Source organism: Paenibacillus phoenicis (assembly GCF_034718895.1).
In the GTDB taxonomy this organism is placed as follows: Bacteria; Bacillota; Bacilli; order Paenibacillales; family Paenibacillaceae; genus Fontibacillus; species Fontibacillus phoenicis.
The window spans coordinates 3,070,001-3,091,432 of sequence record NZ_JAYERP010000001.1; the positions used below are offsets into that span (position 1 = coordinate 3,070,001).

Below are 21,432 nucleotides of genomic sequence, written 5' to 3' on the forward strand. Positions count from 1 at the left end.
ATGGGATACTGACTCCCAGGATTGGATGAACAAAGGGGTTCAAACCATCGTTGACCGCGTCGTTAAGAAAGCCCATCCCGGAGATATCGTTCTCCTGCATGCCAGCGATTCGGTGAAGCAGACGCACGAGGCGTTGCCGATCATCATCGATGAGCTGCGGAAGCAAGGCTATGAGTTTGTGACCGTAACGGATCTGCTGCAGGAAGCCAGCGTTCAAGGCAACGAAGTCCGCGATCAAGCGTGGCTGAAGAAGCAGTTGGAATACGCTGTCGGTTTGTGAATTTGTAGCAAAAAAGCCCAGTTTAGGCTGGGCTTTTTTGTGTTTCTGAATTTCCAGAGTTCAACACTCGCTGTAGAATTAAGATCTGGTAAGCATTACATGCGATTAATGGCGCAACAATCCAAGCCGTCGCGGAATTGACACCAATCTTCAATACGCCGACAGTTTCCACGATCGTAACTGCAATCATAAAGAACAACGTGGGAATCCAGGCGGTTGCATTCGTCAATTTGGCCTTATAAAACGCAGTTCCCACAGCCACAATAAGAATGATAATGCCAAGGATCAGGTCGGAAAACCCGTTCTTCTCGCCGCCCACGAATATCCGCAGGAACATCAGCTCCAGCAGCGCTAAAGCGGTTAAGACCAGCTGCACATATTGCCATGTTCTTCTGGAGAAGACACCGTTCCCCATATAATTGATCATTAAATATGCGAAAAAGCCCATTTGGGAATACACGCTAACCATAATGCCAACGCCAAGTAATATCCCGACATTGACCAAAATATCGGTCAGGCCTTTATATTGCAGGGTATCGGTCCATTGCAGCAACAGCCCGACCATCAGCGACCCCGCCGCCCCTACGGCTAAGGTTGTCCCAAATAAGTAAAGCCACTTTTTTAAGTTCAAGCCCCTTCCACCTCCACTAACGAAATATTTTACCAACGATCCCGGTAAAAAACCATTGTTTTTAAGCTTTTCGTTGGGATATTTCCGTTTTTAAGCCGCATACTAACTTCAGCAATGATGATAAGGAGGAAGGGAACCATGAAATGGCGGGGTACCCGTTGGATTTTATGCTTCTTATGTACATTCACTCTTCCGCTTGCAGCCTGCGGTTCTGAACAAAGCTCCCCCTCCTCTTCCCAGGGTGGGGGATATAAAGAAACGAAATCGATGGTTATCGATATTCTTAAGACTGACGAAGGTAAAAAGGCTATATATGAGGCGTTAAGCAATCCTCCAAGCAGCAGCGAAAGCGGAAGCGGAAGCAGCGGCTCAGAATCCGGTTCGGAGTCCGGTTCTGATTCCGGTTCCGGGTCGGGCGGATCCGGAGGAAGCAGCGGAGGCGGAACGTTTGGGGTGAAGATGATTCTCCCGTCCCAAACCTCCAATGAGGTGCGTATGGCTGTCAAGGAGACGATTACTTCCCCGGAATACAAGAAGGAAATCGAGAAGATCATGACCGATCCGCAGTTTGCCGGGGATTTTGCGAAGGCGATCAACGCCCAAAGCAAAGAGCTCCATATGCAGCTGATCAAAGACCCTACTTATCAGAAATCGATCAGCGAAATCCTGAAATCGCCGGAAGTCATGAAGATGTTCCTCGATTTAACCAAGACGCCGGATTACCGCAAGCAATCCATGACGGTCATGCAGGAAGCGATGCAAAGTCCGTTGTTCAAATTGGAAGTGCTTGAGCTGTTGAAAACCGTCGTTCAAGAGCAACTGCAGCCGAAGGTGGAAAAAGAGCCTAAGCAGGACGAAGGCGGCGGTGACGAAGGCAGCGGCGATGAAGGCGGCCAAAGCAAAGAGGGCGAAGGCAGCGGTGGATCTTCTTAAGCCGCAAGCTAACGCTCATCCCCCCCCAAAAAAAGACCGACCCGTTAAGGGTCAGTCTTTTTTGCATTTCAGCACGATGCGCTGTGCCAGCTCGTCATACAGCCGACCAACCGGGGTCTCCGCTTTGTACACCGACGGAGAAAAGTCCGGCTCGGACGGATGGTTATCCGGCGCTCCCAGCGGGAATTGCGCCAGCAATTCGGTATGTAAGGACTCCGCCAAACGAGCGCCGCCGCCGCGTCCGAAGACATAATCCTTCTCGCCGCATTTGGAGCACTCGTAGTAAGCCATGTTTTCGACGACGCCCAGCACTTCATGTTCCGTGCGCAGCGCCATTGCCCCGGCCCGGGCAGCAACAAAAGCTGCAGTGGCATGCGGGGTGGTGACGATAATCTCCTTGCTATGCGGAATCATCTGGTGTACGTCTAGAGCGATATCCCCTGTACCCGGCGGAAAATCAAGCAGCATATAATCCAAATCGCCCCACTGGACATCGCTGAAAAATTGCCGAAGCATTTTCCCCAGCATCGGTCCCCGCCAAATCACAGGGTTATTGTCCTGGATAAAGAAGCCCATCGACATGACCTTGACACCAAAGCGTTCTACGGGCAAGATTTGGCCGTTCTCTACCAGCGGTGCCTCTTCGATCCCCATCATATCGGGAACGCTAAAGCCATAGATGTCGGCATCAATTAAGCCAACCTTCTTGCCTTGACGCGCCAGGGCCGCCGCCAAATTTACCGTGACGGTAGATTTGCCCACTCCGCCCTTGCCGCTGGCAACAGCAATAAATTGAACGCCAGATCTAGGGTCAAGAATCGGCACCCCTTCCAGACCTGCCCCATGCCCCTTCAGTTCGCTGCGTTCACTATGGGATGAATCCGAAGGTTGACGAGCCGCGCTAAACGCTGCCTCGCGTTCCTGCTCCGAAGCTTCACGGAAGCGAAGATGAACATCCTTCATCCCCGCTTCGGATAAGCGGAAGCGGATCTCCCGTTCGGCTTCCACCTGTGCCGCACTGCCTTTCTCAAAGCCGACAACGGTTAATGAGACGCGGTCTTCCTTAATCATGATATCGCGAATCCACTGGAGGTCGACTAGACTGAGACCTGTGGTTGGTTCTGCAACCGGGCGTAACGTTGCCTGAAGCTGCTCCTTCGTAATCACTGACAGCACCTCGACTTCATCAGATAGTTAGGTCTATTATAACATTACCTGACATCCTCTGCCGGGGTTTGTACTTTTTCTCCAGAATAATATCGCAAGATCCCCTGATAAATGGAAGCGGCTACTTTCCGCTGGTACGATTCCGTCCCAAGCAGCCCCGCTTCCTCTGGATTCGACAAGAACCCCACCTCCACCAGGACAGCTGGAATCTTCATCGCTTCAATCAGATACACCTTCTTATCCGCACGGTTCGCAACCCGGTCAGTGTTCTCCAGATTCCGTCGAAGCTCTTCCTGTACGAGCGCAGCCAGATTTGCGTTATCCGCATGATTAGGGTAATAGAACGTTTGCGCGCCTCGCCAGCGCGGAGAAGGAATGCTGTTCATGTGTATACTCACGAGCAGATCGGCCTGCTGTTCCTCAATAAAACGGACCCGGGTCATTAAATCCTCGGTCTTCCGTTTGCTGTAGCCCTTCGTGTCCGCCGCTGCCAAGTCCTTGTCCTCCTCGCGGGTCATGACGACAACCGCACCCGCCTGCTGCAAATAATCGCGCAGATATAAAGAGACGGCGAGATTGATGTCTTTCTCGATCAGCCCCTGTTTACTGCTGGCTCCGCCATCCGGTCCGCCATGGCCAGCATCCAGGGCGATCACTTGACCCGCCAGCGGGAGGCTCCAATAATTCCAGGCTTTCTGCGCCGGCACTCGGTAGAAGGCCAACCCAAGGATCACGGCAGCCAGACCCACGCCGATCAGCGCTATTTTGATGTGGTTCAGAGAAATCCATAACGTCACCTTATCTCGATCGCGCATAAAAAAGCCACCTTTCTCCCTTCATGACATTACTCATGATATGGGACAAGGTGGACAAATATGACTCATGCAGGGCTAAGCTAACCCCCGTGAATTAAGTTGGTTGAACCTGCTGCTTCATCCCTTCGATCAGGACCTCGGCAACCTCCGGCCGGGTAAATTCCGGCGGCGGACAAATCCCATCGCGCAACAAGCCGCGAACCTTCGTGCCGGACAAGGTCAGATGATCCTCTTTCGGATGCGGGCAGGTCTTGCTGGAAGCCATATTCCCGCATTTCGTACAGAAGAAGCTGTGTTCAAAGAACAGCGGCGTGATGCCCAGCTCCTCGGGCGTGAAGTTCGAGAAAATTTCTTGGGCCTCATACGTGCCGTAGTAATCGCCAACCCCCGCATGATCGCGGCCTACGATAAAATGCGTACATCCGTAATTTTTGCGAACCATCGCATGGAAAATCGCTTCACGTGGTCCGGCATACCGCATGGCTGCCGGGAACACCCCTAGAAACGTGCGATTTGCGGGATAGTAGTGTTTCAGCAGAGTCAAATAGCTCTTCATCCGAACATCTGCCGGTACGTCGTCCGATTTTGTCTCGCCAACCAGCGGATTCAGGAATAACGCATCCACGATTTCCATCGCACTCTTCTGAATATATTCATGTGCCCGGTGAACCGGATTGCGGGTCTGGAACCCTACCACCGTTCTCCAACCCTTCTCAGCAAAGATCCGCCGCGTCTCCGCCGGATCAAAATAAAACTCCTTAAACCGCGCCGGTTCGGGCCGGTTCAACACCTGAATCGAACCGCCAACGTAGTAAGGCGAACGTTCCAGCAGCTTCTTCACTCCGGGATGTGCAGGATCATCGGTTTTGAACACTTTGCGTGCTTCCTCTGCCTGATCAACGGAATAGATACTGCCAATCTCAAGCAGACCGTAAACAACGCCGTCCTGCTCACCAACCAACGCGACCTGTTCTCCAATTTCCAGGCTTTCCGCTTGTACCCGGGCTACGGAGAGGGTAATCGGGATGCTCCATACCGTTCCGTCAGCCAGCCTCATGCGATCGACAACCGACCGATAATCGTCTTCGTTCATAAACCCGGTTAATGGCGAAAATGCCCCCACCCCAATGAGGTCCAGGTCCGAAATCGTCCAGTTATTAATGAGAATGGCCGGAAGGCCCTTCGCCTGTTCCAGGAGGCTTTCTCGTTGTGGTCCGGTCACAACCCGGTTAATCAGGCTCCCACCATGCGGTAATATTGACGTCACCCGTATCTCCCCCACTTCTGATTTTTTTCTCCTCACCGTTTATTGATGTAGTCCGCATTCCGTCTTTTCCGTTCCAGACCAGCGTCCTGCGCGTGGATCTTCTCCTGGCATTACCGGACGGGTACAATGTTCGCAGCCAATGCTAGGATAATTGCGGTCGTGCAAAGGATTATAAATGAGCTGATGCTCGCGAATGTAGTTCCATACATCGTCCGAGGTCCAGTTGGCGATAGGATTAAACTTCACCAGACCAAACTTAGTGTCGTATTCAATTTTCTTCGCATTTGCCCGGGTTGGCGCCTGGTCGCGGCGAATCCCTGTGATCCATGCCTCGTAGCGGCCCAACACCCGCGTCAGCGGCTCAACCTTACGCAGGTTGCAGCAAGCGTTAGGATCCGACTTCCACAGTTCCTCCCCATACTTCTGCGCCTGTTCCTCCGGCGTTAACGTAGGGGATACCCGTACAAATTCCAGTCCGTATTTGGCCGCAATCGCGTCCCGCGTCTCATAAGTCTCTTTAAAATGAAAATCCGTGTCTAAGTAAAAAATGTCGGTAGACGGGCTGATTTGCTGCAGCATATCGACCAAAACGACATCCTCAGCCCCAAAGCTGCAGGCAAAGGCGATATTCGGAAACGTCTCTACCGCCCAGGCGAGGATTTCTTGGGGGGATAACGACTCAAATTCCTCGGCCCTGGCCGCAATCAACTGCTCTTTTTCCAATAAATTCACTTTTCTTCAGACCTCCCGCATCAGGTTAAACAAGGCATACGATTATTCCAACTAATCAGATTTGAATTATATTTAAAAGTATATGGCATTCCCCCTAGAAGTCAATACTAAAAAATCCAAAATGAAAAAAAGTCCGAAGAAACCTTCAATATAAACGCAAAAAAGCCCCTTTCCAAAACGGAAAGGGACTTTCGTATGCAATATAAAGATTAACGTTTCGAGAACTGAGGAGCACGGCGAGCTGCTTTGAGGCCGTATTTCTTCCGTTCTTTCATCCGTGGGTCACGCGTCAAGAAGCCTGCTTTCTTCAATGCAGGACGGAGTTCCGGATCTGCTTTGAGCAGTGCGCGGGAAATCCCGTGGCGGATTGCGCCAGCTTGACCGGAGATACCGCCGCCATGAGCGATGACGATAACGTCGTAGTTACCCAGCGTTTCCGTCAAAGTCAGCGGTTGTTTTACGATCAGCTTCAGCGTTTCCAGACCAAAATAATCGTTGATGTCGCGTTTATTGATGACAATGCGTCCTTCACCCGGTACAAGGCGAACACGAGCTACCGAATGTTTACGACGACCTGTCCCATAGTATTGTACTTGTGCCATGAAACTGTCCTCCCTTTTAATTATCCGCGAAGTTCGTAAACTTCAGGTTTTTGTGCCGCATGTGGATGCTCAGTGCCCGCGTAAGCTTTCAGTCTCAGCTTCATTTTCTCGCCAAGGCGAGTTTTAGGCAGCATGCCGTGAACGGCGGACTCAATTACACGTTCAGGTTTCGTTCTCAGCAAATCCTTGGCAACGGTCACTTTCAAACCGCCCGGATGCAGGGAATGACGATAATATTTTTTGTTATCGAGCTTTTTGCCGGTCAGGGCGATTTTCTCCGCGTTGATGACGATCACAAAGTCGCCGCAGTCAACATGTGGAGTAAATTGTGGTTTGTGTTTACCGCGGATAAGAGCTGCAGCTTCGCTAGCCAAGCGGCCCAGCGTTTTGCCTTCGGCATCGATGATGTGCCATTTGCGCTCTACTTCGCCTGGCTTCGCCATATAAGTGGTACGCATGTAAAGATCCTCCTTCAAATTCGTCCGAAATGGTTCATCCTGCTGAACACGATCATGCTCTTCGGGTCGCTTGACCAAAGTCAGCAGATTTATCTTCGATCGTTTCATTCATGTTTAGCAAGCATAAAATTCTTGTTTAAGCGGCTTTCTTGACTGGGGGCTGTGGGATAGCCATCAAGAAAACACAACTTTTATTTTACAGGAAGCCAAGTTAATACGCAAGCCTTTTTCAAAGGTTATCCCGAAAAAATCAAGCTTCCAGCCTCAACCGCTTCAATCACACAAATCTTCTTCTTCGTATTCCACACTCCAGAGCATCAGCCCTTTGCTCTCGGCCGTTGGGCCTGCGGCAGTCCGGTCTTTCGCCTCCAAAATCGCCTGGATCGATTCAGGCGTACGTTTGCCTTCACCGATCTCGATTAAGGTGCCAACGATGATTCGGACCATATGCTGCAGGAATCCGCTCCCCGTGACATAAAAATGGACAATCCCCTGGCCCGTTGTTCCAGGTATTTTTGCTAATGAATCCACCACGATCCGGGCATCATATATCGTACGAACATGGCTTAGCTTCGTGGACTGACGCGAGGCGAACGAAGTGAAGTCGTGGGTACCAACCAAATACGGCAGACTTGCCTGCATAGCATCAACATTGAGTTGTCCGGGATGATGAAACTGATAGTTCCGTTGGAACACGTCCGGGAATCGGTTGGTATTAATGGTGTAGCGGTAGGTTTTCCGCTTGGCCGAATGCCGTGAATGGAAGGTCAGAGGGACCTCCCGAGCCGTCAACACGCGGATATCGGAAGGAAGACGCGCATTAAGCGCCAAACACCAACGTTCCACGGGAATACGCGAATCGGTGTGAAAGTGAAATGGCTGCTGCCTGGCATGCACCCCGGCGTCGGTTCGTCCAGAGCCATGGATTTTCACCGTTTCTCCCGTTAATTGGCGGATGGCTCCCTCAATATGATCCTGAACCGTATTTCCGCCCGGTTGGGTCTGAAAGCCGAAATAGTTGGTTCCGTCATAGCTGACGGTCATCAGCAAGTTGCGCATCGGTCCCTTCCTTTCTCAAGGCCACACATTTTCTCAATAAAAAAACTCTCCGAAAGCTTAGCCGTAAGGCGAGCCGACAGAGAGTTTTACACGCTAGATTGGGGAATCCCCGAATTACGCGCGATCTACCAGTTCCAGATAAACCATAGGAGCAGCGTCGCCGCGGCGAGGTCCCAGCTTCAGGATACGAGTGTATCCGCCTGGACGGCTGGAATAACGAGTTGCCAGTTCGGTGAACAGCTTTTGGATTGCATCCTGTTCGCCATCGATCGATTCGCGACGAACGTAAGCTGCCACTTGACGACGGGCATGCAGGTCACCACGTTTTGCCTTGGTAATCAGCTTCTCAGCGATCGAACGAACTTCTTTCGCCTTCGCTTCCGTCGTTTGGATGCGTTCGTATAAGAACAGGTCGGTTACCAGGTCACGGAACAATGCTTTACGTGCGCTGGAATCGCGGCCCAACTTTTGGTATGCCATGAGTTTTCCCTCCTTCGCTAGAACGATTCAAGTCAACTTATTCTTCAGTGCGCAATCCCAAACCTAACTCTTGGAGCTTCTCTTGAACTTCCTCCAAAGATTTGCGACCAAGGTTACGTACCTTCATCATATCTTCTTCGGTTTTCGTCGTAAGCTCTTGTACCGTATTGATACCGGCACGTTTGAGGCAGTTATAGGAACGAACGGAGAGATCAAGCTCTTCAATCGTCATTTCAAGCACTTTTTCTTTCTTGTCTTCTTCCTTCTCGACCATGATTTCCGCGTCTTTCGCTTCGTCCGTAAGGCCTACGAACAAGAAGAGATGCTCGGTCAAAATTTTCGCGCCGAGGCTTACCGCTTCTTCAGGTCTGATACTGCCATCGGTCCACACTTCAAGCGTAAGCTTGTCGTAGTTGGTCACTTGGCCAACCCGGGTATTCTCTACCACGTAATTGACCCGAGTAATCGGGGTATAGATCGAATCGACGGGAATGACACCGATCGGTTGATCATCTCGTTTATTTCGATCTGCCTGAACGTAACCACGTCCGCGGCCTGCGTAGATGCGCATGTGAAGTCTCGAACCCGGTTCAAGCGTAGCAATATGCAGATCCGTATTCAAAATTTCCACATCGCTGTCCGCACGGATATCTCCTGCCGTAACAACACCTTCGCCTTCTGCATCGATTTCGAGGATCTTCTCCTCATCCGAATGAATTTTCAGCGAGAGTGCTTTCAGGTTCAGGATGATCTCCGTAACGTCCTCCATAACGCCCGGTACGGTCGCGAATTCATGCAGAACTCCATCGATTTGGACCGAGGTTACCGCAGCACCCGGCAGAGAAGAGAGCAAAATCCGGCGAAGCGAGTTGCCCAGTGTGGTGCCATACCCACGTTCAAGTGGTTCTACTACAAATTTCCCATAGGTGCCTTCATCGTTAACTTCTACGGTCTCGATTTTTGGCTTTTCGATTTCTATCACGAAAGTACCCCTCCTTCAAAACGTCGTTCCTTTCAATCTGCCTAAGGTGCTGAAGTTCGTAACGTAGTATGCCTAAACATCCATTGTTCCCAATTGACGCTGGTGTTATACCACGGCTTCAGCGCGGCTTCATTAAACGCGGCGGCGTTTTGGAGGACGGCAGCCGTTATGAGGAATTGGAGTAACGTCTTTGATCATGTTGACTTCAAGGCCTGCCGCTTGCAAGGAGCGGATAGCGGCCTCACGGCCGGCACCAGGGCCTTTAACCATAACCTCAACGGTTTTCATGCCATGTTCCATCGCAGCTTTGGCAGCAGATTCAGCAGCCATTTGCGCAGCAAACGGAGTCGACTTACGGGAACCTTTGAATCCAAGACCGCCGGAGCTCGCCCAGGAAATCGCGTTACCGTGTGGATCCGTAATGGTGACGATCGTGTTATTGAACGTGGAGCGGATATGAGCCACACCAGATTCAATATTTTTCCGGTCACGACGTTTCGTACGTACGACTTTCTTTGGTTTAGCCATTGTCTGTTATCCCCCCTTCTTATTTCTTCTTGTTCGCTACAGTACGACGAGGACCCTTACGAGTACGGGCATTCGTTTTCGTACGTTGTCCGCGAACCGGCAAGCCGCGACGATGACGCACTCCGCGGTAGCAGCCAATTTCGATCAAACGTTTAATATTTAAGGAAATTTCACGACGCAGGTCACCTTCAACCTTGACCGTTTTGTCGATCGTTTCGCGTAGTTTGCTAACCTCATCTTCCGTCAAATCACGAACACGAGTGTCCGGATTGATGCCTGTTGTTTTCAGGATTTTCTGGGAAGTCGTTTTACCGATTCCGAAAATGTAAGTTAAGGCGATCTCAACGCGTTTATCACGTGGCAAATCCACACCAGCAATACGTGCCATTTTACGCTACACCCCCTTCAATTAACCTTGTTTTTGTTTGTGTTTCGGATTTTCGCAAATCACCATGACATTGCCTTTGCGACGAATGACTTTGCATTTTTCGCAAATCGGCTTTACAGAAGGTCTTACCTTCATGCTGATTACCTCCTAAAAGTTTTACAGAAGTAAAACTGGGATCGAAAGCATACGTTCTTATTTTGCGAAAGCAAAAATCCAATCGCACGCATTCTAATCATAAACTACTCTCTGAAACAACTCAACCTGAATATTGTACCACAACTTTACCGTAATGGGTATAGTCTATTTGCGGTAAGTGATCCGGCCTTTCGTCAAATCATATGGCGAAAGCTGAACGACCACTTTGTCTCCCGTCAAAATGCGGATAAAGTGCATCCGCAACTTACCGGAAACGTGAGCGAGAATTTGATGACCATTCTCCAACTCTACTCTAAAGGTTGCATTCGGCAACGGTTCAATGACCGTACCTTCGACTTCAATGACATCTTCTTTAGCCACAGTCAGTCTCCTTTCTCTTCAGCCATAGAATTGGCGGACTTCTGATAAGCAAGAACTGCATGCCGCAGTTTCCCGTTCGTCACCCGTCCGCTTTCCTGCAAACTATGAACAACCTCGCTGCTAACTATGGGCAGTAGTTCAAGATGCTGGGCATTTTTACGTTTGGGTCCATCAAACTTCCGTTTGTTTCCGTCCGCGATCCAGACGAATTTGTCGTCCAGAATCCCGACAATCACATAAATCGCACCGGCATCCCTGCCTTTGAGAACTTTCACCAACTGACCGATTTGCGGCGCTGAGCGCTCTTTCACGTTCATCACCTACGCATCCAGCTTCGTGAAAATTTCCATCCCGTCCGGTGTAACAGCTACCGTATGCTCAAAGTGAGCGCACAACGAGCCATCCACCGTAACCACTGTCCAGTTGTCTTCCAGCGTTTTAACATATCGCTTCCCCATGTTAACCATCGGTTCGATCGCCAGGACCATCCCCGGCTTAAGCCGCGGGCCCCGGTCGGGCAAACCATAATTCGGAATTTGCGGTTCTTCATGTAAGCTCGCGCCAATGCCATGACCCACATATTCCCGAACGACGGAAAAACCGGCAGCTTCGATGAATTGCTGAATTGCATGCGAGATCGTGTACAATCGAACATCCGGTTTAACGAGCGCAAGGCCCGCATACAAGGAACCTTCGGTGACCTCCAAGAGTCGCTTGGCTTCCTCCGAAATTTTACCTACCGGATACGTCCACGCCGAGTCCCCATGGAAACCACGGTACTCCGCGCCGATATCCAATGTAATGATATCGCCTTCGTTCAATTTGCGTTTGCCGGGAAATCCGTGTACCAATTCTTCGTTGACCGAAGCGCAAATGCTGTAAGGAAAACCGTTGTAACCTTTAAAGGACGGCACGGCGCCCTGACTGCGAATGTATTTATCGGCGAGTTGATCGAGTTCTCCCGTCGTAATTCCAGGCTCAATCGCTTGGGCCATGAGCCTGTGCGTTTCCGCGACGATCCGCCCAGCTTCTCGCATAAAGCCTAGTTCCGTTTCGGATTTACAAATGATCATTACACCTAACCTCGCAGTAGTGACACGATTTCCTTCGAAACCGCATCGATTTCCTGTTCACCATCTACCTGACGCAACAGGCCTTTATCTTCATAGAACTTCAGAAGCGGTGCGGTTTTGTTGATATATTCGTCCAAACGAGTTCCTACGCTCTCTTCGTTATCATCCGAGCGTTGGTATAACTCGCCGCCGCATTTATCACAAACACCTTCCTGCCCCGGAGGATTAAAGATCACATGATAAGTGGCGCCGCAGGATTTGCAAATCCGGCGTCCCGTCAGCCGCGCCAGCAGCTTGTTCCGGTCCACTTTCAGGTTGATGACGTGGTCCAGCTTGCGACCCATGCTATCAAGCAGCTCATCCAGCGATTCCGCTTGCGAAAGGGTTCTTGGAAAACCGTCCAATAAGAAACCTTTTTCGCAATCGGGCTGCTGCAAGCGTTCGCGAACGATCCCCACTGTCACATCATCAGGCACGAGCAGTCCCTGATCCATATATTCCTTCGCTTTCATCCCCACAGGTGTTCCCTGTTTGATTGCCAGGCGAAATGCGTCGCCGGTAGAGATATGAGGAATACCGAATTCGTTAACGATTGTCTCGGCTTGTGTTCCTTTTCCTGCTCCGGGAGGCCCCATGAATAGTAGGTTCATGTTTCTCACTCCCTCCAACACTTCTCTACAACAAGAAATAGCTCAGTTAGGTGCCAGGCAAGGACGTTTGCACGTCCTCTGTTCCTGGTACCTACCGACTATTTATTGATAAAACCTTTATAGTGACGTTTGATCAATTGGCCTTCAATCGTCTTCATCGTATCCAGCGCAACGCCGATCACGATGAGGATCGATGTACCGCCGATCAAGACCGTGCTTGGCAACCCTGCGATAGCCCCCAATCCCATAGGGAGAATGGAGATGGCAGCAAGGAAAAGCGCACCGGTCATCGTCAAACGGGTTAACACCCGAGTCAAATAGGTTTCCGTCGCTTTACCAGGACGGATCCCTGGAATGTAGCCGCCGTTTTTCTTCATGTTCTCAGCCATCTGCTGCGGGTTCATCTGCACGAACGTATAGAAGAACGTAAAGCCGATGATCATGATCACATAAAGCACCATCCCAAGCGGACGGTTGGTAGACAAATGGGTCGTAATCCACTGCGCCCAAGCGTGCGTCGACCAGAAGCTGGCGATCACGACCGGGAATTGCAGCAAGGAAACTGCAAAAATGACCGGAATCACGCCGGCAGCGTTGATCTTGAGCGGAATATGCGTATTCTGCCCGCCATACATTTTGTTACCTACCACACGCTTTGCGTATTGGACCGGGATTTTCCGGATCGCTTGTTGTACGTAGATAACACCGATGACGATCAAGATGCACACCAAGAGAATCGCGATGGATTTCACCACATTGATGAAAGGCTGGCCTTCAATGATAAAATCCGATTGCGCAATCGTCGTAATGTGCGTAGGGATGGAGGCAACGATCCCGGCAAAGATAATCAGCGAGATCCCGTTACCAATCCCTCTTTCGGTAATCTGCTCACCTAACCACATCAGGAAAGAAGTACCGGCTGTCAACACGATGGCGATGACGAGATAGTCACCAAAAGTTGCATTCGGCACCATATCCGTATTGTACAAACGGTTAAAACCAATCGACGTAGCAAACGCCTGAATGAGGGCCAAAATGACCGTTCCGTAACGGGTCACTTGGGCCATTTTCTTCTTACCGTGTTCCCCTTGCTTAGCCCATTCCGCAAATTTCGGAATGACGTCCATCGACAAGAGCTGTACGATGATGGAAGCCGTGATATAAGGCATGATCCCGAGGGCAAAGATCGAGAAGTTCTTCAGGGCGCCGCCCGAGAAGGTGTTCAAGAGCCCTAACAAGTTGTTTCCTGCTGCGTTGTTTGTCGCCTCAAAGACCTCTTTATTAACGCCCGGAACCGGAACGAAGGAACCGATCCGGTAAATGAGGAAGATAAACAACGTAAACAAGATGCGGTTGCGAAGGTCTTGAACATGCCATATGTTCTTAATGGTTTTAAACATTAGATCACCTCGGTTTTACCGCCGGCAGCCTCGATTTTCTCTACCGCAGATTGGGAGAACTTATTCGCTTTAACTGTCAGTTTGACAGTAACTTCACCGTTGCCGAGAATCTTGATGCCGCTCTTCGCGTCTTTCACGATTCCTTGTTCAAACAACAGCTCAGGAGTTACTTCCGTATCCGCCGCAAAGTTGTTCAAATCTTCGATGTTCACAATCGCATACTCTTTCCGCGTCGGATTGATGAACCCGCGTTTTGGCAAGCGACGATACAGCGGGTTTTGACCGCCTTCGAAGCCCGGACGCACACCACCGCCGGAACGAGCGTTTTGACCTTTGTGACCGCGAGTAGATGTTTTACCCATACCGCTGCCTGTACCGCGGCCGACACGTTTGCGCGTGTGGCGGGAACCAGGAGCTGGGGAAAGCTCATGTAACTTCATCGTTCGTTGCACCTCCTTATTTATTGTTGGCAATTAATAAGCTTACGCTATCCTTAGCCTTCGATTTCTTTAACCGAAACCAGGTGGCTCACTTGATTCACCATGCCGCGAATGGCTGGGTTATCGTTGTGAACAACGGATTGGTTAATTTTGCGAAGACCCAAGGTTTTCACGGTAGTACGTTGGTTCTCCGGACGACCGATCAAACTACGCACGAGGGTAATTTGCAGTTTAGCCATGAGATTCCCTCCTTAACCGAGAAGTTCTTCGACGGTTTTACCGCGCAATTTCGCAACATCCTCAGCACGTTTCAGACGGGACAAGCCCTCCAAAGTCGCGTTGACCATGTTGATGGAATTCGAAGAACCCAAAGATTTAGTCAAAATGTCGCCTACGCCAGCCAGTTCAAGAACCGCACGAACTGGACCGCCGGCGATAACCCCGGTACCTTCGGATGCCGGTTTCAACAGAACGCGGCCAGCTCCGAAATGCCCGATTACTTGGTGAGGGATCGTAGTACCTACGAGCGGAACATGCACAAGATTTTTCTTCGCATCTTCAATGCCTTTACGGATCGCGTCAGGTACTTCGCCTGCCTTACCGATCCCAGCGCCAACCCAGCCTTTGCCGTCGCCGACAACCACGAGTGCACTGAAGCTGAAACGGCGTCCGCCTTTAACTACTTTAGCTACGCGGTTAATGTTTACAACTCTTTCTGTCAGTTCTAAAGTGTTCGGATCTACACGCAAGTCGTTAACCTCCTTTTAGTGATGATTTTTAGAATTCCAGGCCTGCTTCGCGGGCTGCGTCAGCCAGCGCCTGAATCCGTCCATGGTACAGATATCCTCCACGGTCAAAAACAACGCTCTTGTATCCTTTCGCTTGTGCGCGTTTTGCGATCAATTCGCCCACTTTACGAGCGGATTCCACGTTGCCGCCGTTACCGATCGAACCGCTCAGTTCTTTATCGACCGTCGATGCGCTAGCCACCGTTACGCCTGCTACGTCGTCGATCAGTTGAGCGTAGATATGTTTGGAAGAACGGTATACGTTCAGTCTTGGACGAACTGCCGTTCCTTGGACTTTCTTACGTACACGCAGATGTCTTTTCAGACGTGCTTTGTTCTTATCAGCTTTTGTAATCATGACTTCCATTTCACTCCCTTCGGTTTACCGCTATCGGACATTTCGTTTCAAGACGCCAGAAGGCTAGGCACGTTAAGAAGAAACTTATTTCTTCTTACCGGCTTTACCTTCCTTGCGAATAATGCGTTCGCCTTCATACTTGATCCCTTTGCCTTTATATGGCTCAGGCTCACGGACAGAACGAATTTTAGCGGCATATTCGCCTACGCGTTCTTTATTGATCCCTTTAACGATGATCTTCGTATTCGAAGGTACTTCGAATTCGATGCCCTCTTCCGGCGTAATTTCTACCGGATGGGAGTAACCAACGTTCAGAACCAGTTTTTTGCCGGACAAGCTTGCGCGGTAACCGACACCAACCAGCTCGAGCGATTTGGAGAAACCTTCCGTTACCCCGCTGACCATGTTGCTGACAACGGAACGGGTCGTGCCATGCAGGGAACGATGTAATTTATTGTCAGAAGGACGTTCAACGGTAATGACGTTACCTTCAACCGTTACCTTGATGTCCTTGTGAAGCTCACGAGTCAAAGTACCTTTCGGACCTTTAACTGTAATGACGCTATTATCAAGTGTGACATCCACACCACTTGGTACTGTGATTGGTTTGCGACCAATACGAGACATGTATTGCACCTCCTTGTTATAAGACGTAAATTACCAAACGTAGCAGAGGACTTCGCCGCCGGCTTTGGACTGACGAGCTTCCTTGTCAGTCATGACACCTTTGGAAGTGGAGATAATCGCGATACCCAAGCCGCCGAGGACACGAGGAATTTCATTGCTTTTCGTGTACACGCGAAGGCCTGGTTTACTGATTCTCTTAAGTCCAGAGATAACGCGTTCGTTGTTCGGGCCGTATTTCAGGAAAATACGGATGATCCCTTGTTTGTTATCATCGATATATTCAGCGTCACGGATGAAACCTTCACGCTTCAGGATCTCAGCGATTTGTTTCTTGATCGTGGACGCAGGCAGTTCAACCGTCTCGTGACGCACCGTGTTGGCGTTACGAATACGAGTAAGCATATCTGCAATTGGATCTGACATAGTCATACGTGTAAACCTCCTTCCCGTTGTTGATTAATTACCAGCTTGCTTTTTTCACGCCAGGAATCTGGCCTTTATAAGCTAATTCACGGAAGCAAATTCTGCAAATTTTGTACTTTTGCAATACCGAATGTGGGCGACCACAACGTTCACACCGGGTGTAAGCCCGAACTTTGAATTTAGGTGTACGTTGTTGTTTAACTTTCATCGAAGTTTTAGCCACTTAGCCTGACACCTCCTAAATAATTTTCGGAGAAAATGGACGGATTACTTAGCAAACGGCATGCCGAGCCCGCTCAAGAGCTCGCGGGATTCTTCGTCGGTTTTCGCCGTCGTTACGATGACGATATCCATACCGCGTACTTTATCCACTTGATCGTATTCGATCTCAGGGAAGATCAGTTGCTCTTTCAGGCCCAGCGTATAGTTACCGCGACCGTCAAATGCTTTCGTCGATACACCGTGGAAGTCACGGACACGCGGAAGCGTTACGTTAAACAGTTTGTCAAGGAAATGATACATGCGGTCTCCGCGAAGAGTTACCTTCACACCGATCGGCATGTTCTCACGCAGTTTGAAACCAGCGATAGATTTCTTTGCGCGGGTGATAACCGGCTTTTGACCAGCGATCAGCTGCATATCGTTTACTGCGGAATCAAGTACCTTCGAGTTCGCTACAGCGTCACCAACACCCATGTTGATAACCACTTTCTCGATCTTCGGCACTTGCATTACGGTTGTATAGTTGAATTTTTGAATCAAAGCAGGTGTTACTTCGTTCAAAAAGCGTTCTTTCAATCTTGCTGCCATGAATCATGGACCTCCTTTCTTAACGTTTCTCGATTAGTCGATTACTTCTCCGGATCTCTTCGCTACGCGAACTTTTTTGCCGTTGTCCAATACTTTGTAACCGATACGGGTTACTTTTCCGCTCTTCGGATCAACGTGCATAACGTTCGAAACGTGAATCGGAGCTTCCTTCTCGATGATGCCGCCTTGTGGGTTCAGTTGGTTTGGTTTTTGATGTTTCTTAACCATGTTCACGCCTTCCACAAGCACGCGGTTTTCACGAGGATATGCGGCGATGACGCGGCCTTTTTTGCCTTTGTCTTTACCGGAAATCACGATAACCGTGTCGTCCTTTTTGACGTGCAGCTTATTGTTATGAGATTCAAGAATCTTCTTCAGTCTAGGCACTTGGTTTACACCTCCTGTTAAATCGGGCTCCCCGTTGGCTTATGGGGTGTTCTTAGATAACTTCCGGAGCCAAGGAAACGATCTTCATAAAGTCCTTGTCGCGAAGTTCACGGGCAACAGGTCCGAAGATACGCGTTCCGCGTGGGCTCTTATCTTCTTTAACAACAACTGCTGCGTTTTCGTCGAATGCGATGTAGGAACCGTCTTTACGACGAACCGAACGTTTCGTACGAACGACTACCGCTCTAACTACATCACCTTTTTTGACAACGCCGCCTGGTGTTGCTTGTTTGACGGAGCAAACGATCAGATCTCCGATTTGTGCCGTACGACGACCCGTACCACCCAAAACGCGGATACACATCAGTTCCTTCGCGCCGGAGTTGTCAGCAACCTGCAAACGTGTAAATGGTTGAATCATGGATATTTCCTCCTTTCGGTCTAAGCTACCGTGCTATTAAATGATAACCGCTTCTTCAACGACTTCAACGAGTCTCCAGCGTTTGTCTTTGGACAGCGGGCGAGTTTCGGCGATTTTAACGATGTCACCGATTTTCGCGGTGTTGTTCTCATCATGCGCTTTAAATTTCTTCGTGTATTTAATGCGCTTATGGTACAAGTCATGCTTCTTGTAAGTTTCAACAGCTACAACGATCGTTTTGTCCATCTTGTCGCTGACAACTTTACCAATTTGCACTTTACGGCTGTTACGTTCGCTCATGGTTTGCCTCCTTCCTGGACTTAGGCGCTTTGCTAGATTCGCTCAGCGCTTCTTAACTAGTAATCCCAAGTTCTCTTTCACGGATAACGGTTTTAGCACGAGCTATTTCCTTACGCACATCACGGATCCGAGTCGGATTATCGAGTTGGCCGGTAGCCAACTGAAAACGGAGGTTAAAGAGTTCTTCTTTAAAACCTGCGATTTTTTGTTCGATTTCTGCAGTGGTTAAGTTGCGAAGTTCATTAGCTTTCATTTGCTTCACCACCCAATTCTTCACGTTTCACAAACTTCGTTTTGATCGGCAGTTTGTGGGCAGCAAGACGCATAGCTTCGCGTGCAACTTCCTCCGATACCCCGGCAAGCTCAAACATGATTTTGCCCGGCTTCACAACTGCGACCCATTTTTCGACGTTACCTTTACCGCTACCCATCCGGACTTCAAGAGGCTTCTGAGTAATCGGCTTGTCAGGGAAAATCTTAATCCATACTTTACCGCCACGTTTGATGTAACGAGTCATCGCGATACGCGCTGCTTCGATTTGACGGTTTGTGATCCAAGACGGCTCCAGAGCCTGCAGGCCGTATTCACCGAAGTTCAGTTCGGTGCCGCCTTTTGCTTGGCCTCTCATATTCCCGCGTTGTTGCTTGCGGTGTTTTACGCGTTTTGGTACCAACATGATTAGTTGCCTCCTTCCTGAGCAGCTTGTTGTTTCTTAGCCGTAGGAAGAACCTCTCCACGATAAATCCATACTTTTACGCCGATGCGGCCATAAGTCGTATGCGCTTCTGCCGTACCGTAATCGATGTCGGCGCGGAGCGTATGAAGTGGAACAGTTCCTTCACTGTAGCCTTCCGTACGAGCAATTTCAGCACCGCCGAGACGACCGCTGACTGCCGTTTTAATCCCTTTCGCTCCCGAACGCATTGTTCTTTGAATTGCTTGTTTCAGCGCACGACGGAAAGAAACGCGACGTTCCAATTGTTGTGCGATGCTTTCAGCAACCAAGATTGCGTCAAGATCAGGGTGTTTGATTTCAGAAATGTTGATGTGAACCTTTTTGCCGCCTGCAATTTTCGTAATTTCACCGCGCAGGTTTTCAACTTCCGAACCGCCTTTACCGATAACCATGCCCGGTTTAGCAGTGTGGATCGTAACGTTCACACGATTTGCCGCTCTCTCGATCTCAATCCGAGATACCGCGGAGTCTTTCAGTTTATTTTTCAGGTGTTCACGAATTTTTACGTCTTCCAGCAAAAGATCACCGAAATCTTTGCCTGCGTACCATTTGGATTCCCAATCACGGATAATCCCTACTCGTAATCCGACCGGATTTACCTTTTGGCCCACACGTTTTCCCTCCTTATTTTTCGGATACCACCAAAGTAATGTGGCTGGTGCGTTTGTTGATCCGGCTAGCACGTCCCATTGCCCGCGGACGGAAACGTTTCATCGTCGGGCCTTGGTTAACGTAGGCTTGCGTAATCACCAATTTATTTACATCCATAGAATAGTTATGTTCAGCATTGGCAATCGCCGAGTTCAACAGCTTCTCCACGATCGGGGATGCTGCTTTTGGCGTATGGCGCAGAATTGCAATCGCGTCGCCAACTTGCTTACCGCGGATCAGATCAACCACGAGTTGAGCTTTGCGGGGAGCAATACGAATCGATCTTGCATGTGCTTTAGCTTCCATGTAGTATTACCTCCTCTCAAACGAAGAACTTATCGTTATTAACGTCTCGTTTTCTTATCGTCATCCGTATGACCTTTGTAGGTCCGGGTTGGAGCAAATTCGCCCAGTTTATGTCCGACCATATCCTCGGTTACGTACACCGGCACGTGCTTGCGGCCGTCATAGACACCAAACGTATGACCAATAAATTGCGGATAGATCGTGGAGCGACGGGACCAAGTTTTGATCACGACCTTCTTGTTCGAAGCGCTCGCTTCTTCCACTTTCTTAAGCAGGTACCCGTCGACAAAAGGGCCCTTTTTCAGACTGCGACTCATTCATTTATCCTCCCTTCACAATGCGCTGCAAGTTACGCTTCGTTCATGCCGCGAAGTGATCCGCAAGATGCGGATTACTTCGTGCGACGGCGAACGATATATTTATCAGAAGCTTTGCCTTTTTTACGCGTTTTGTAACCAAGGGTCGGTTTGCCCCAAGGAGACAACGGAGATTTACGGCCGATCGGAGCGCGACCTTCACCACCACCGTGTGGGTGATCGTTCGGGTTCATGACGACACCGCGGACTTCTGGACGTTTGCCCAGCCAGCGGCTGCGTCCGGCTTTACCGATTTTCACGAGCTCGTGGTCACCGTTACCTACGGAACCGATGGTTGCGCGGCAAACTTTCAGAACTTTACGAACTTCGCCGGAAGACAGGCGGATCGTTACGTATTTATCCTCTTTACCGAGCAATTGAGCTTCTGTACCAGCTGCACGAACAAGTTGTCCGCCTTTGCCTGGTTTCAGCTCGATGTTGTGGATCACGGTACCTACCGGGATATTCTCCAGCGGCAATGCGTTACCGATTTTGATGTCGGAACCTGCGCCAGATTCGATCACATCGCCCACTTTCAAACCTTTAGGAGCGATGATATAGCGTTTCTCACCATCGGCATAGTGGATCAAAGCGATGTTCGAAGTCCGGTTTGGATCGTATTCGATCGTAGCAACGCGGCCTGGAATTCCATCTTTGTTCCGTTTGAAGTCGATGATCCGATATTTACGTTTATGTCCGCCGCCATGGTGACGAACAGTGATTTTACCTTGGTTGTTGCGGCCGGCCGTTTTGCTCAGCGGCGCAAGCAAAGATTTCTCCGGCTGATCCGTCGTAATTTCTTCGAAGGTCGACACGCTCATCGCACGTCTAGCCGGGGAAGTCGGTTTGTACTTTTTGATTGGCACG

The 21,432-nt window shown here is 49.9% G+C and carries 37 protein-coding genes (1 of these 37 running past the window's edge); 2 read left to right on the plus strand and 35 right to left on the minus strand.

Going from position 1 to position 21,432, the window contains the following annotated elements; translation table 11 throughout:
- Window positions 1-280 carry the final stretch of a polysaccharide deacetylase family sporulation protein PdaB gene (gene pdaB, locus U9M73_RS14635; protein ID WP_009226675.1) on the plus strand. 530 nt of this gene lie to the left of the window's left edge, so the window shows 280 of its 810 coding nt (coding positions 531-810); its start codon lies beyond the left edge, outside the window; it ends in the stop codon at window positions 278-280.
- A gap of 22 nt (window positions 281-302) precedes the next feature.
- Here pdaB and U9M73_RS14640 read toward each other — a convergent pair whose 3' ends face one another.
- Window positions 303-911, minus strand: coding sequence for a KinB-signaling pathway activation protein (locus U9M73_RS14640; protein WP_009226674.1), 609 nt, complete (start codon window positions 909-911; stop codon window positions 303-305).
- 138 nt (window positions 912-1,049) lie between these two features.
- Here U9M73_RS14640 and gerD point away from each other — a divergent pair, with 138 nt between their 5' ends.
- Window positions 1,050-1,844, plus strand: coding sequence for a spore germination lipoprotein GerD (gene gerD, locus U9M73_RS14645; protein ID WP_009226673.1), 795 nt, complete (start codon window positions 1,050-1,052; stop codon window positions 1,842-1,844).
- A gap of 51 nt (window positions 1,845-1,895) precedes the next feature.
- Here the strand turns inward: gerD and U9M73_RS14650 are convergent, their stop codons facing one another.
- From U9M73_RS14650 to rplB, 34 genes are all read right to left on the minus strand, one after another.
- Entirely contained in the window at window positions 1,896-3,011 is a 1,116-nt protein-coding gene (locus U9M73_RS14650; protein WP_323077806.1) for an Mrp/NBP35 family ATP-binding protein, read from the minus strand.
- 44 nt (window positions 3,012-3,055) lie between these two features.
- A complete protein-coding gene (gene cwlD, locus U9M73_RS14655; RefSeq protein ID WP_323077807.1) occupies window positions 3,056-3,826 on the minus strand; it encodes an N-acetylmuramoyl-L-alanine amidase CwlD in 771 nt (256 codons plus the stop codon).
- 94 nt (window positions 3,827-3,920) lie between these two features.
- Window positions 3,921-5,093 (minus strand): sulfate adenylyltransferase, encoded by a 1,173-nt coding sequence (sat, locus tag U9M73_RS14660; protein ID WP_323077808.1) that lies wholly within the window; start codon window positions 5,091-5,093, stop codon window positions 3,921-3,923.
- Between the two features lie 39 nt (window positions 5,094-5,132).
- The gene (locus U9M73_RS14665; RefSeq protein WP_009226669.1) at window positions 5,133-5,825 is read right to left on the minus strand and encodes a phosphoadenylyl-sulfate reductase; all 693 of its coding nucleotides are present in this window, start codon (window positions 5,823-5,825) and stop codon (window positions 5,133-5,135) included.
- Window positions 5,826-6,034: 209 nt separating this feature from the next.
- Window positions 6,035-6,427, minus strand: coding sequence for a 30S ribosomal protein S9 (gene rpsI, locus U9M73_RS14670; RefSeq protein WP_009226668.1), 393 nt, complete (start codon window positions 6,425-6,427; stop codon window positions 6,035-6,037).
- A 20-nt stretch (window positions 6,428-6,447) separates the two neighbouring features.
- On the minus strand, window positions 6,448-6,885 hold the full coding sequence (rplM, locus tag U9M73_RS14675) for a 50S ribosomal protein L13 (RefSeq protein WP_009226667.1): 438 nt from the start codon (window positions 6,883-6,885) through the stop codon (window positions 6,448-6,450).
- A gap of 273 nt (window positions 6,886-7,158) precedes the next feature.
- A complete protein-coding gene (gene truA, locus U9M73_RS14680) occupies window positions 7,159-7,944 on the minus strand; it encodes a tRNA pseudouridine(38-40) synthase TruA (RefSeq protein ID WP_009226666.1) in 786 nt (261 codons plus the stop codon).
- A 114-nt stretch (window positions 7,945-8,058) separates the two neighbouring features.
- A complete protein-coding gene (rplQ, locus tag U9M73_RS14685) occupies window positions 8,059-8,424 on the minus strand; it encodes a 50S ribosomal protein L17 (RefSeq protein ID WP_009226665.1) in 366 nt (121 codons plus the stop codon).
- Window positions 8,425-8,461: 37 nt separating this feature from the next.
- Window positions 8,462-9,406 carry a DNA-directed RNA polymerase subunit alpha gene (locus U9M73_RS14690; RefSeq protein ID WP_009226664.1) on the minus strand — a complete coding sequence of 315 codons (945 nt, stop codon included), beginning with the start codon at window positions 9,404-9,406 and terminating at the stop codon, window positions 8,462-8,464.
- 132 nt (window positions 9,407-9,538) lie between these two features.
- Complete coding sequence (rpsK, locus tag U9M73_RS14695; RefSeq protein WP_009226663.1) at window positions 9,539-9,934, minus strand: 30S ribosomal protein S11; 396 nt, start codon at window positions 9,932-9,934, stop codon at window positions 9,539-9,541.
- A gap of 19 nt (window positions 9,935-9,953) precedes the next feature.
- Window positions 9,954-10,322 carry a 30S ribosomal protein S13 gene (gene rpsM, locus U9M73_RS14700; protein WP_009226662.1) on the minus strand — a complete coding sequence of 123 codons (369 nt, stop codon included), beginning with the start codon at window positions 10,320-10,322 and terminating at the stop codon, window positions 9,954-9,956.
- A 21-nt stretch (window positions 10,323-10,343) separates the two neighbouring features.
- Window positions 10,344-10,457: a 50S ribosomal protein L36 gene (rpmJ, locus tag U9M73_RS14705; RefSeq protein ID WP_003333770.1), complete on the minus strand. Its 114-nt coding sequence runs from the start codon at window positions 10,455-10,457 to the stop codon at window positions 10,344-10,346.
- A 165-nt stretch (window positions 10,458-10,622) separates the two neighbouring features.
- Window positions 10,623-10,838, minus strand: a complete 216-nt coding sequence (infA, locus tag U9M73_RS14710) for a translation initiation factor IF-1 (protein WP_007132547.1) — start codon at window positions 10,836-10,838, stop codon at window positions 10,623-10,625.
- Window positions 10,839-10,840: 2 nt separating this feature from the next.
- On the minus strand, window positions 10,841-11,155 hold the full coding sequence (locus U9M73_RS14715) for a KOW domain-containing RNA-binding protein (RefSeq protein ID WP_009226661.1): 315 nt from the start codon (window positions 11,153-11,155) through the stop codon (window positions 10,841-10,843).
- A 3-nt stretch (window positions 11,156-11,158) separates the two neighbouring features.
- The gene (gene map, locus U9M73_RS14720) at window positions 11,159-11,911 is read right to left on the minus strand and encodes a type I methionyl aminopeptidase (protein WP_009226660.1); all 753 of its coding nucleotides are present in this window, start codon (window positions 11,909-11,911) and stop codon (window positions 11,159-11,161) included.
- 5 nt (window positions 11,912-11,916) lie between these two features.
- Entirely contained in the window at window positions 11,917-12,561 is a 645-nt protein-coding gene (locus U9M73_RS14725; RefSeq protein WP_016310721.1) for an adenylate kinase, read from the minus strand.
- Between the two features lie 98 nt (window positions 12,562-12,659).
- Window positions 12,660-13,961: a preprotein translocase subunit SecY gene (gene secY / locus U9M73_RS14730; RefSeq protein ID WP_085279071.1), complete on the minus strand. Its 1,302-nt coding sequence runs from the start codon at window positions 13,959-13,961 to the stop codon at window positions 12,660-12,662.
- Entirely contained in the window at window positions 13,961-14,401 is a 441-nt protein-coding gene (gene rplO / locus U9M73_RS14735; protein ID WP_009226657.1) for a 50S ribosomal protein L15, read from the minus strand. Before rplO ends, secY begins: the two co-directional genes overlap by 1 nt.
- 53 nt (window positions 14,402-14,454) lie before the next feature.
- Window positions 14,455-14,640 carry a 50S ribosomal protein L30 gene (gene rpmD / locus U9M73_RS14740; RefSeq protein WP_009226656.1) on the minus strand — a complete coding sequence of 62 codons (186 nt, stop codon included), beginning with the start codon at window positions 14,638-14,640 and terminating at the stop codon, window positions 14,455-14,457.
- Between the two features lie 12 nt (window positions 14,641-14,652).
- Window positions 14,653-15,150, minus strand: coding sequence for a 30S ribosomal protein S5 (rpsE, locus tag U9M73_RS14745; protein ID WP_009226655.1), 498 nt, complete (start codon window positions 15,148-15,150; stop codon window positions 14,653-14,655).
- Window positions 15,151-15,178: 28 nt separating this feature from the next.
- On the minus strand, window positions 15,179-15,547 hold the full coding sequence (gene rplR / locus U9M73_RS14750) for a 50S ribosomal protein L18 (protein WP_323077858.1): 369 nt from the start codon (window positions 15,545-15,547) through the stop codon (window positions 15,179-15,181).
- Between the two features lie 84 nt (window positions 15,548-15,631).
- Window positions 15,632-16,174 (minus strand): 50S ribosomal protein L6, encoded by a 543-nt coding sequence (rplF, locus tag U9M73_RS14755; RefSeq protein WP_009226653.1) that lies wholly within the window; start codon window positions 16,172-16,174, stop codon window positions 15,632-15,634.
- 30 nt (window positions 16,175-16,204) lie between these two features.
- On the minus strand, window positions 16,205-16,603 hold the full coding sequence (rpsH, locus tag U9M73_RS14760) for a 30S ribosomal protein S8 (RefSeq protein WP_009226652.1): 399 nt from the start codon (window positions 16,601-16,603) through the stop codon (window positions 16,205-16,207).
- Window positions 16,604-16,634: 31 nt separating this feature from the next.
- Window positions 16,635-16,820, minus strand: a complete 186-nt coding sequence (locus U9M73_RS14765; protein ID WP_009226651.1) for a type Z 30S ribosomal protein S14 — start codon at window positions 16,818-16,820, stop codon at window positions 16,635-16,637.
- 44 nt (window positions 16,821-16,864) lie between these two features.
- Window positions 16,865-17,407: a 50S ribosomal protein L5 gene (gene rplE, locus U9M73_RS14770; RefSeq protein ID WP_009226650.1), complete on the minus strand. Its 543-nt coding sequence runs from the start codon at window positions 17,405-17,407 to the stop codon at window positions 16,865-16,867.
- A gap of 33 nt (window positions 17,408-17,440) precedes the next feature.
- Window positions 17,441-17,794, minus strand: coding sequence for a 50S ribosomal protein L24 (gene rplX / locus U9M73_RS14775; protein ID WP_009226649.1), 354 nt, complete (start codon window positions 17,792-17,794; stop codon window positions 17,441-17,443).
- 52 nt (window positions 17,795-17,846) lie between these two features.
- Window positions 17,847-18,215 carry a 50S ribosomal protein L14 gene (gene rplN / locus U9M73_RS14780; RefSeq protein ID WP_009226648.1) on the minus strand — a complete coding sequence of 123 codons (369 nt, stop codon included), beginning with the start codon at window positions 18,213-18,215 and terminating at the stop codon, window positions 17,847-17,849.
- Window positions 18,216-18,251: 36 nt separating this feature from the next.
- Window positions 18,252-18,515: a 30S ribosomal protein S17 gene (gene rpsQ, locus U9M73_RS14785; protein ID WP_009226647.1), complete on the minus strand. Its 264-nt coding sequence runs from the start codon at window positions 18,513-18,515 to the stop codon at window positions 18,252-18,254.
- A gap of 52 nt (window positions 18,516-18,567) precedes the next feature.
- The gene (rpmC, locus tag U9M73_RS14790; protein WP_009226646.1) at window positions 18,568-18,768 is read right to left on the minus strand and encodes a 50S ribosomal protein L29; all 201 of its coding nucleotides are present in this window, start codon (window positions 18,766-18,768) and stop codon (window positions 18,568-18,570) included.
- Entirely contained in the window at window positions 18,758-19,192 is a 435-nt protein-coding gene (gene rplP, locus U9M73_RS14795; RefSeq protein WP_260071426.1) for a 50S ribosomal protein L16, read from the minus strand. Before rplP ends, rpmC begins: the two co-directional genes overlap by 11 nt.
- 2 nt (window positions 19,193-19,194) lie before the next feature.
- Window positions 19,195-19,863, minus strand: a complete 669-nt coding sequence (gene rpsC, locus U9M73_RS14800; protein ID WP_009226644.1) for a 30S ribosomal protein S3 — start codon at window positions 19,861-19,863, stop codon at window positions 19,195-19,197.
- A 13-nt stretch (window positions 19,864-19,876) separates the two neighbouring features.
- Window positions 19,877-20,209, minus strand: coding sequence for a 50S ribosomal protein L22 (gene rplV, locus U9M73_RS14805; RefSeq protein WP_009226643.1), 333 nt, complete (start codon window positions 20,207-20,209; stop codon window positions 19,877-19,879).
- Window positions 20,210-20,247: 38 nt separating this feature from the next.
- Window positions 20,248-20,526, minus strand: coding sequence for a 30S ribosomal protein S19 (gene rpsS / locus U9M73_RS14810; protein ID WP_009226642.1), 279 nt, complete (start codon window positions 20,524-20,526; stop codon window positions 20,248-20,250).
- Window positions 20,527-20,600: 74 nt separating this feature from the next.
- On the minus strand, window positions 20,601-21,431 hold the full coding sequence (rplB, locus tag U9M73_RS14815; RefSeq protein WP_016310717.1) for a 50S ribosomal protein L2: 831 nt from the start codon (window positions 21,429-21,431) through the stop codon (window positions 20,601-20,603).
- Window position 21,432: the final 1 nt, after the last annotated feature.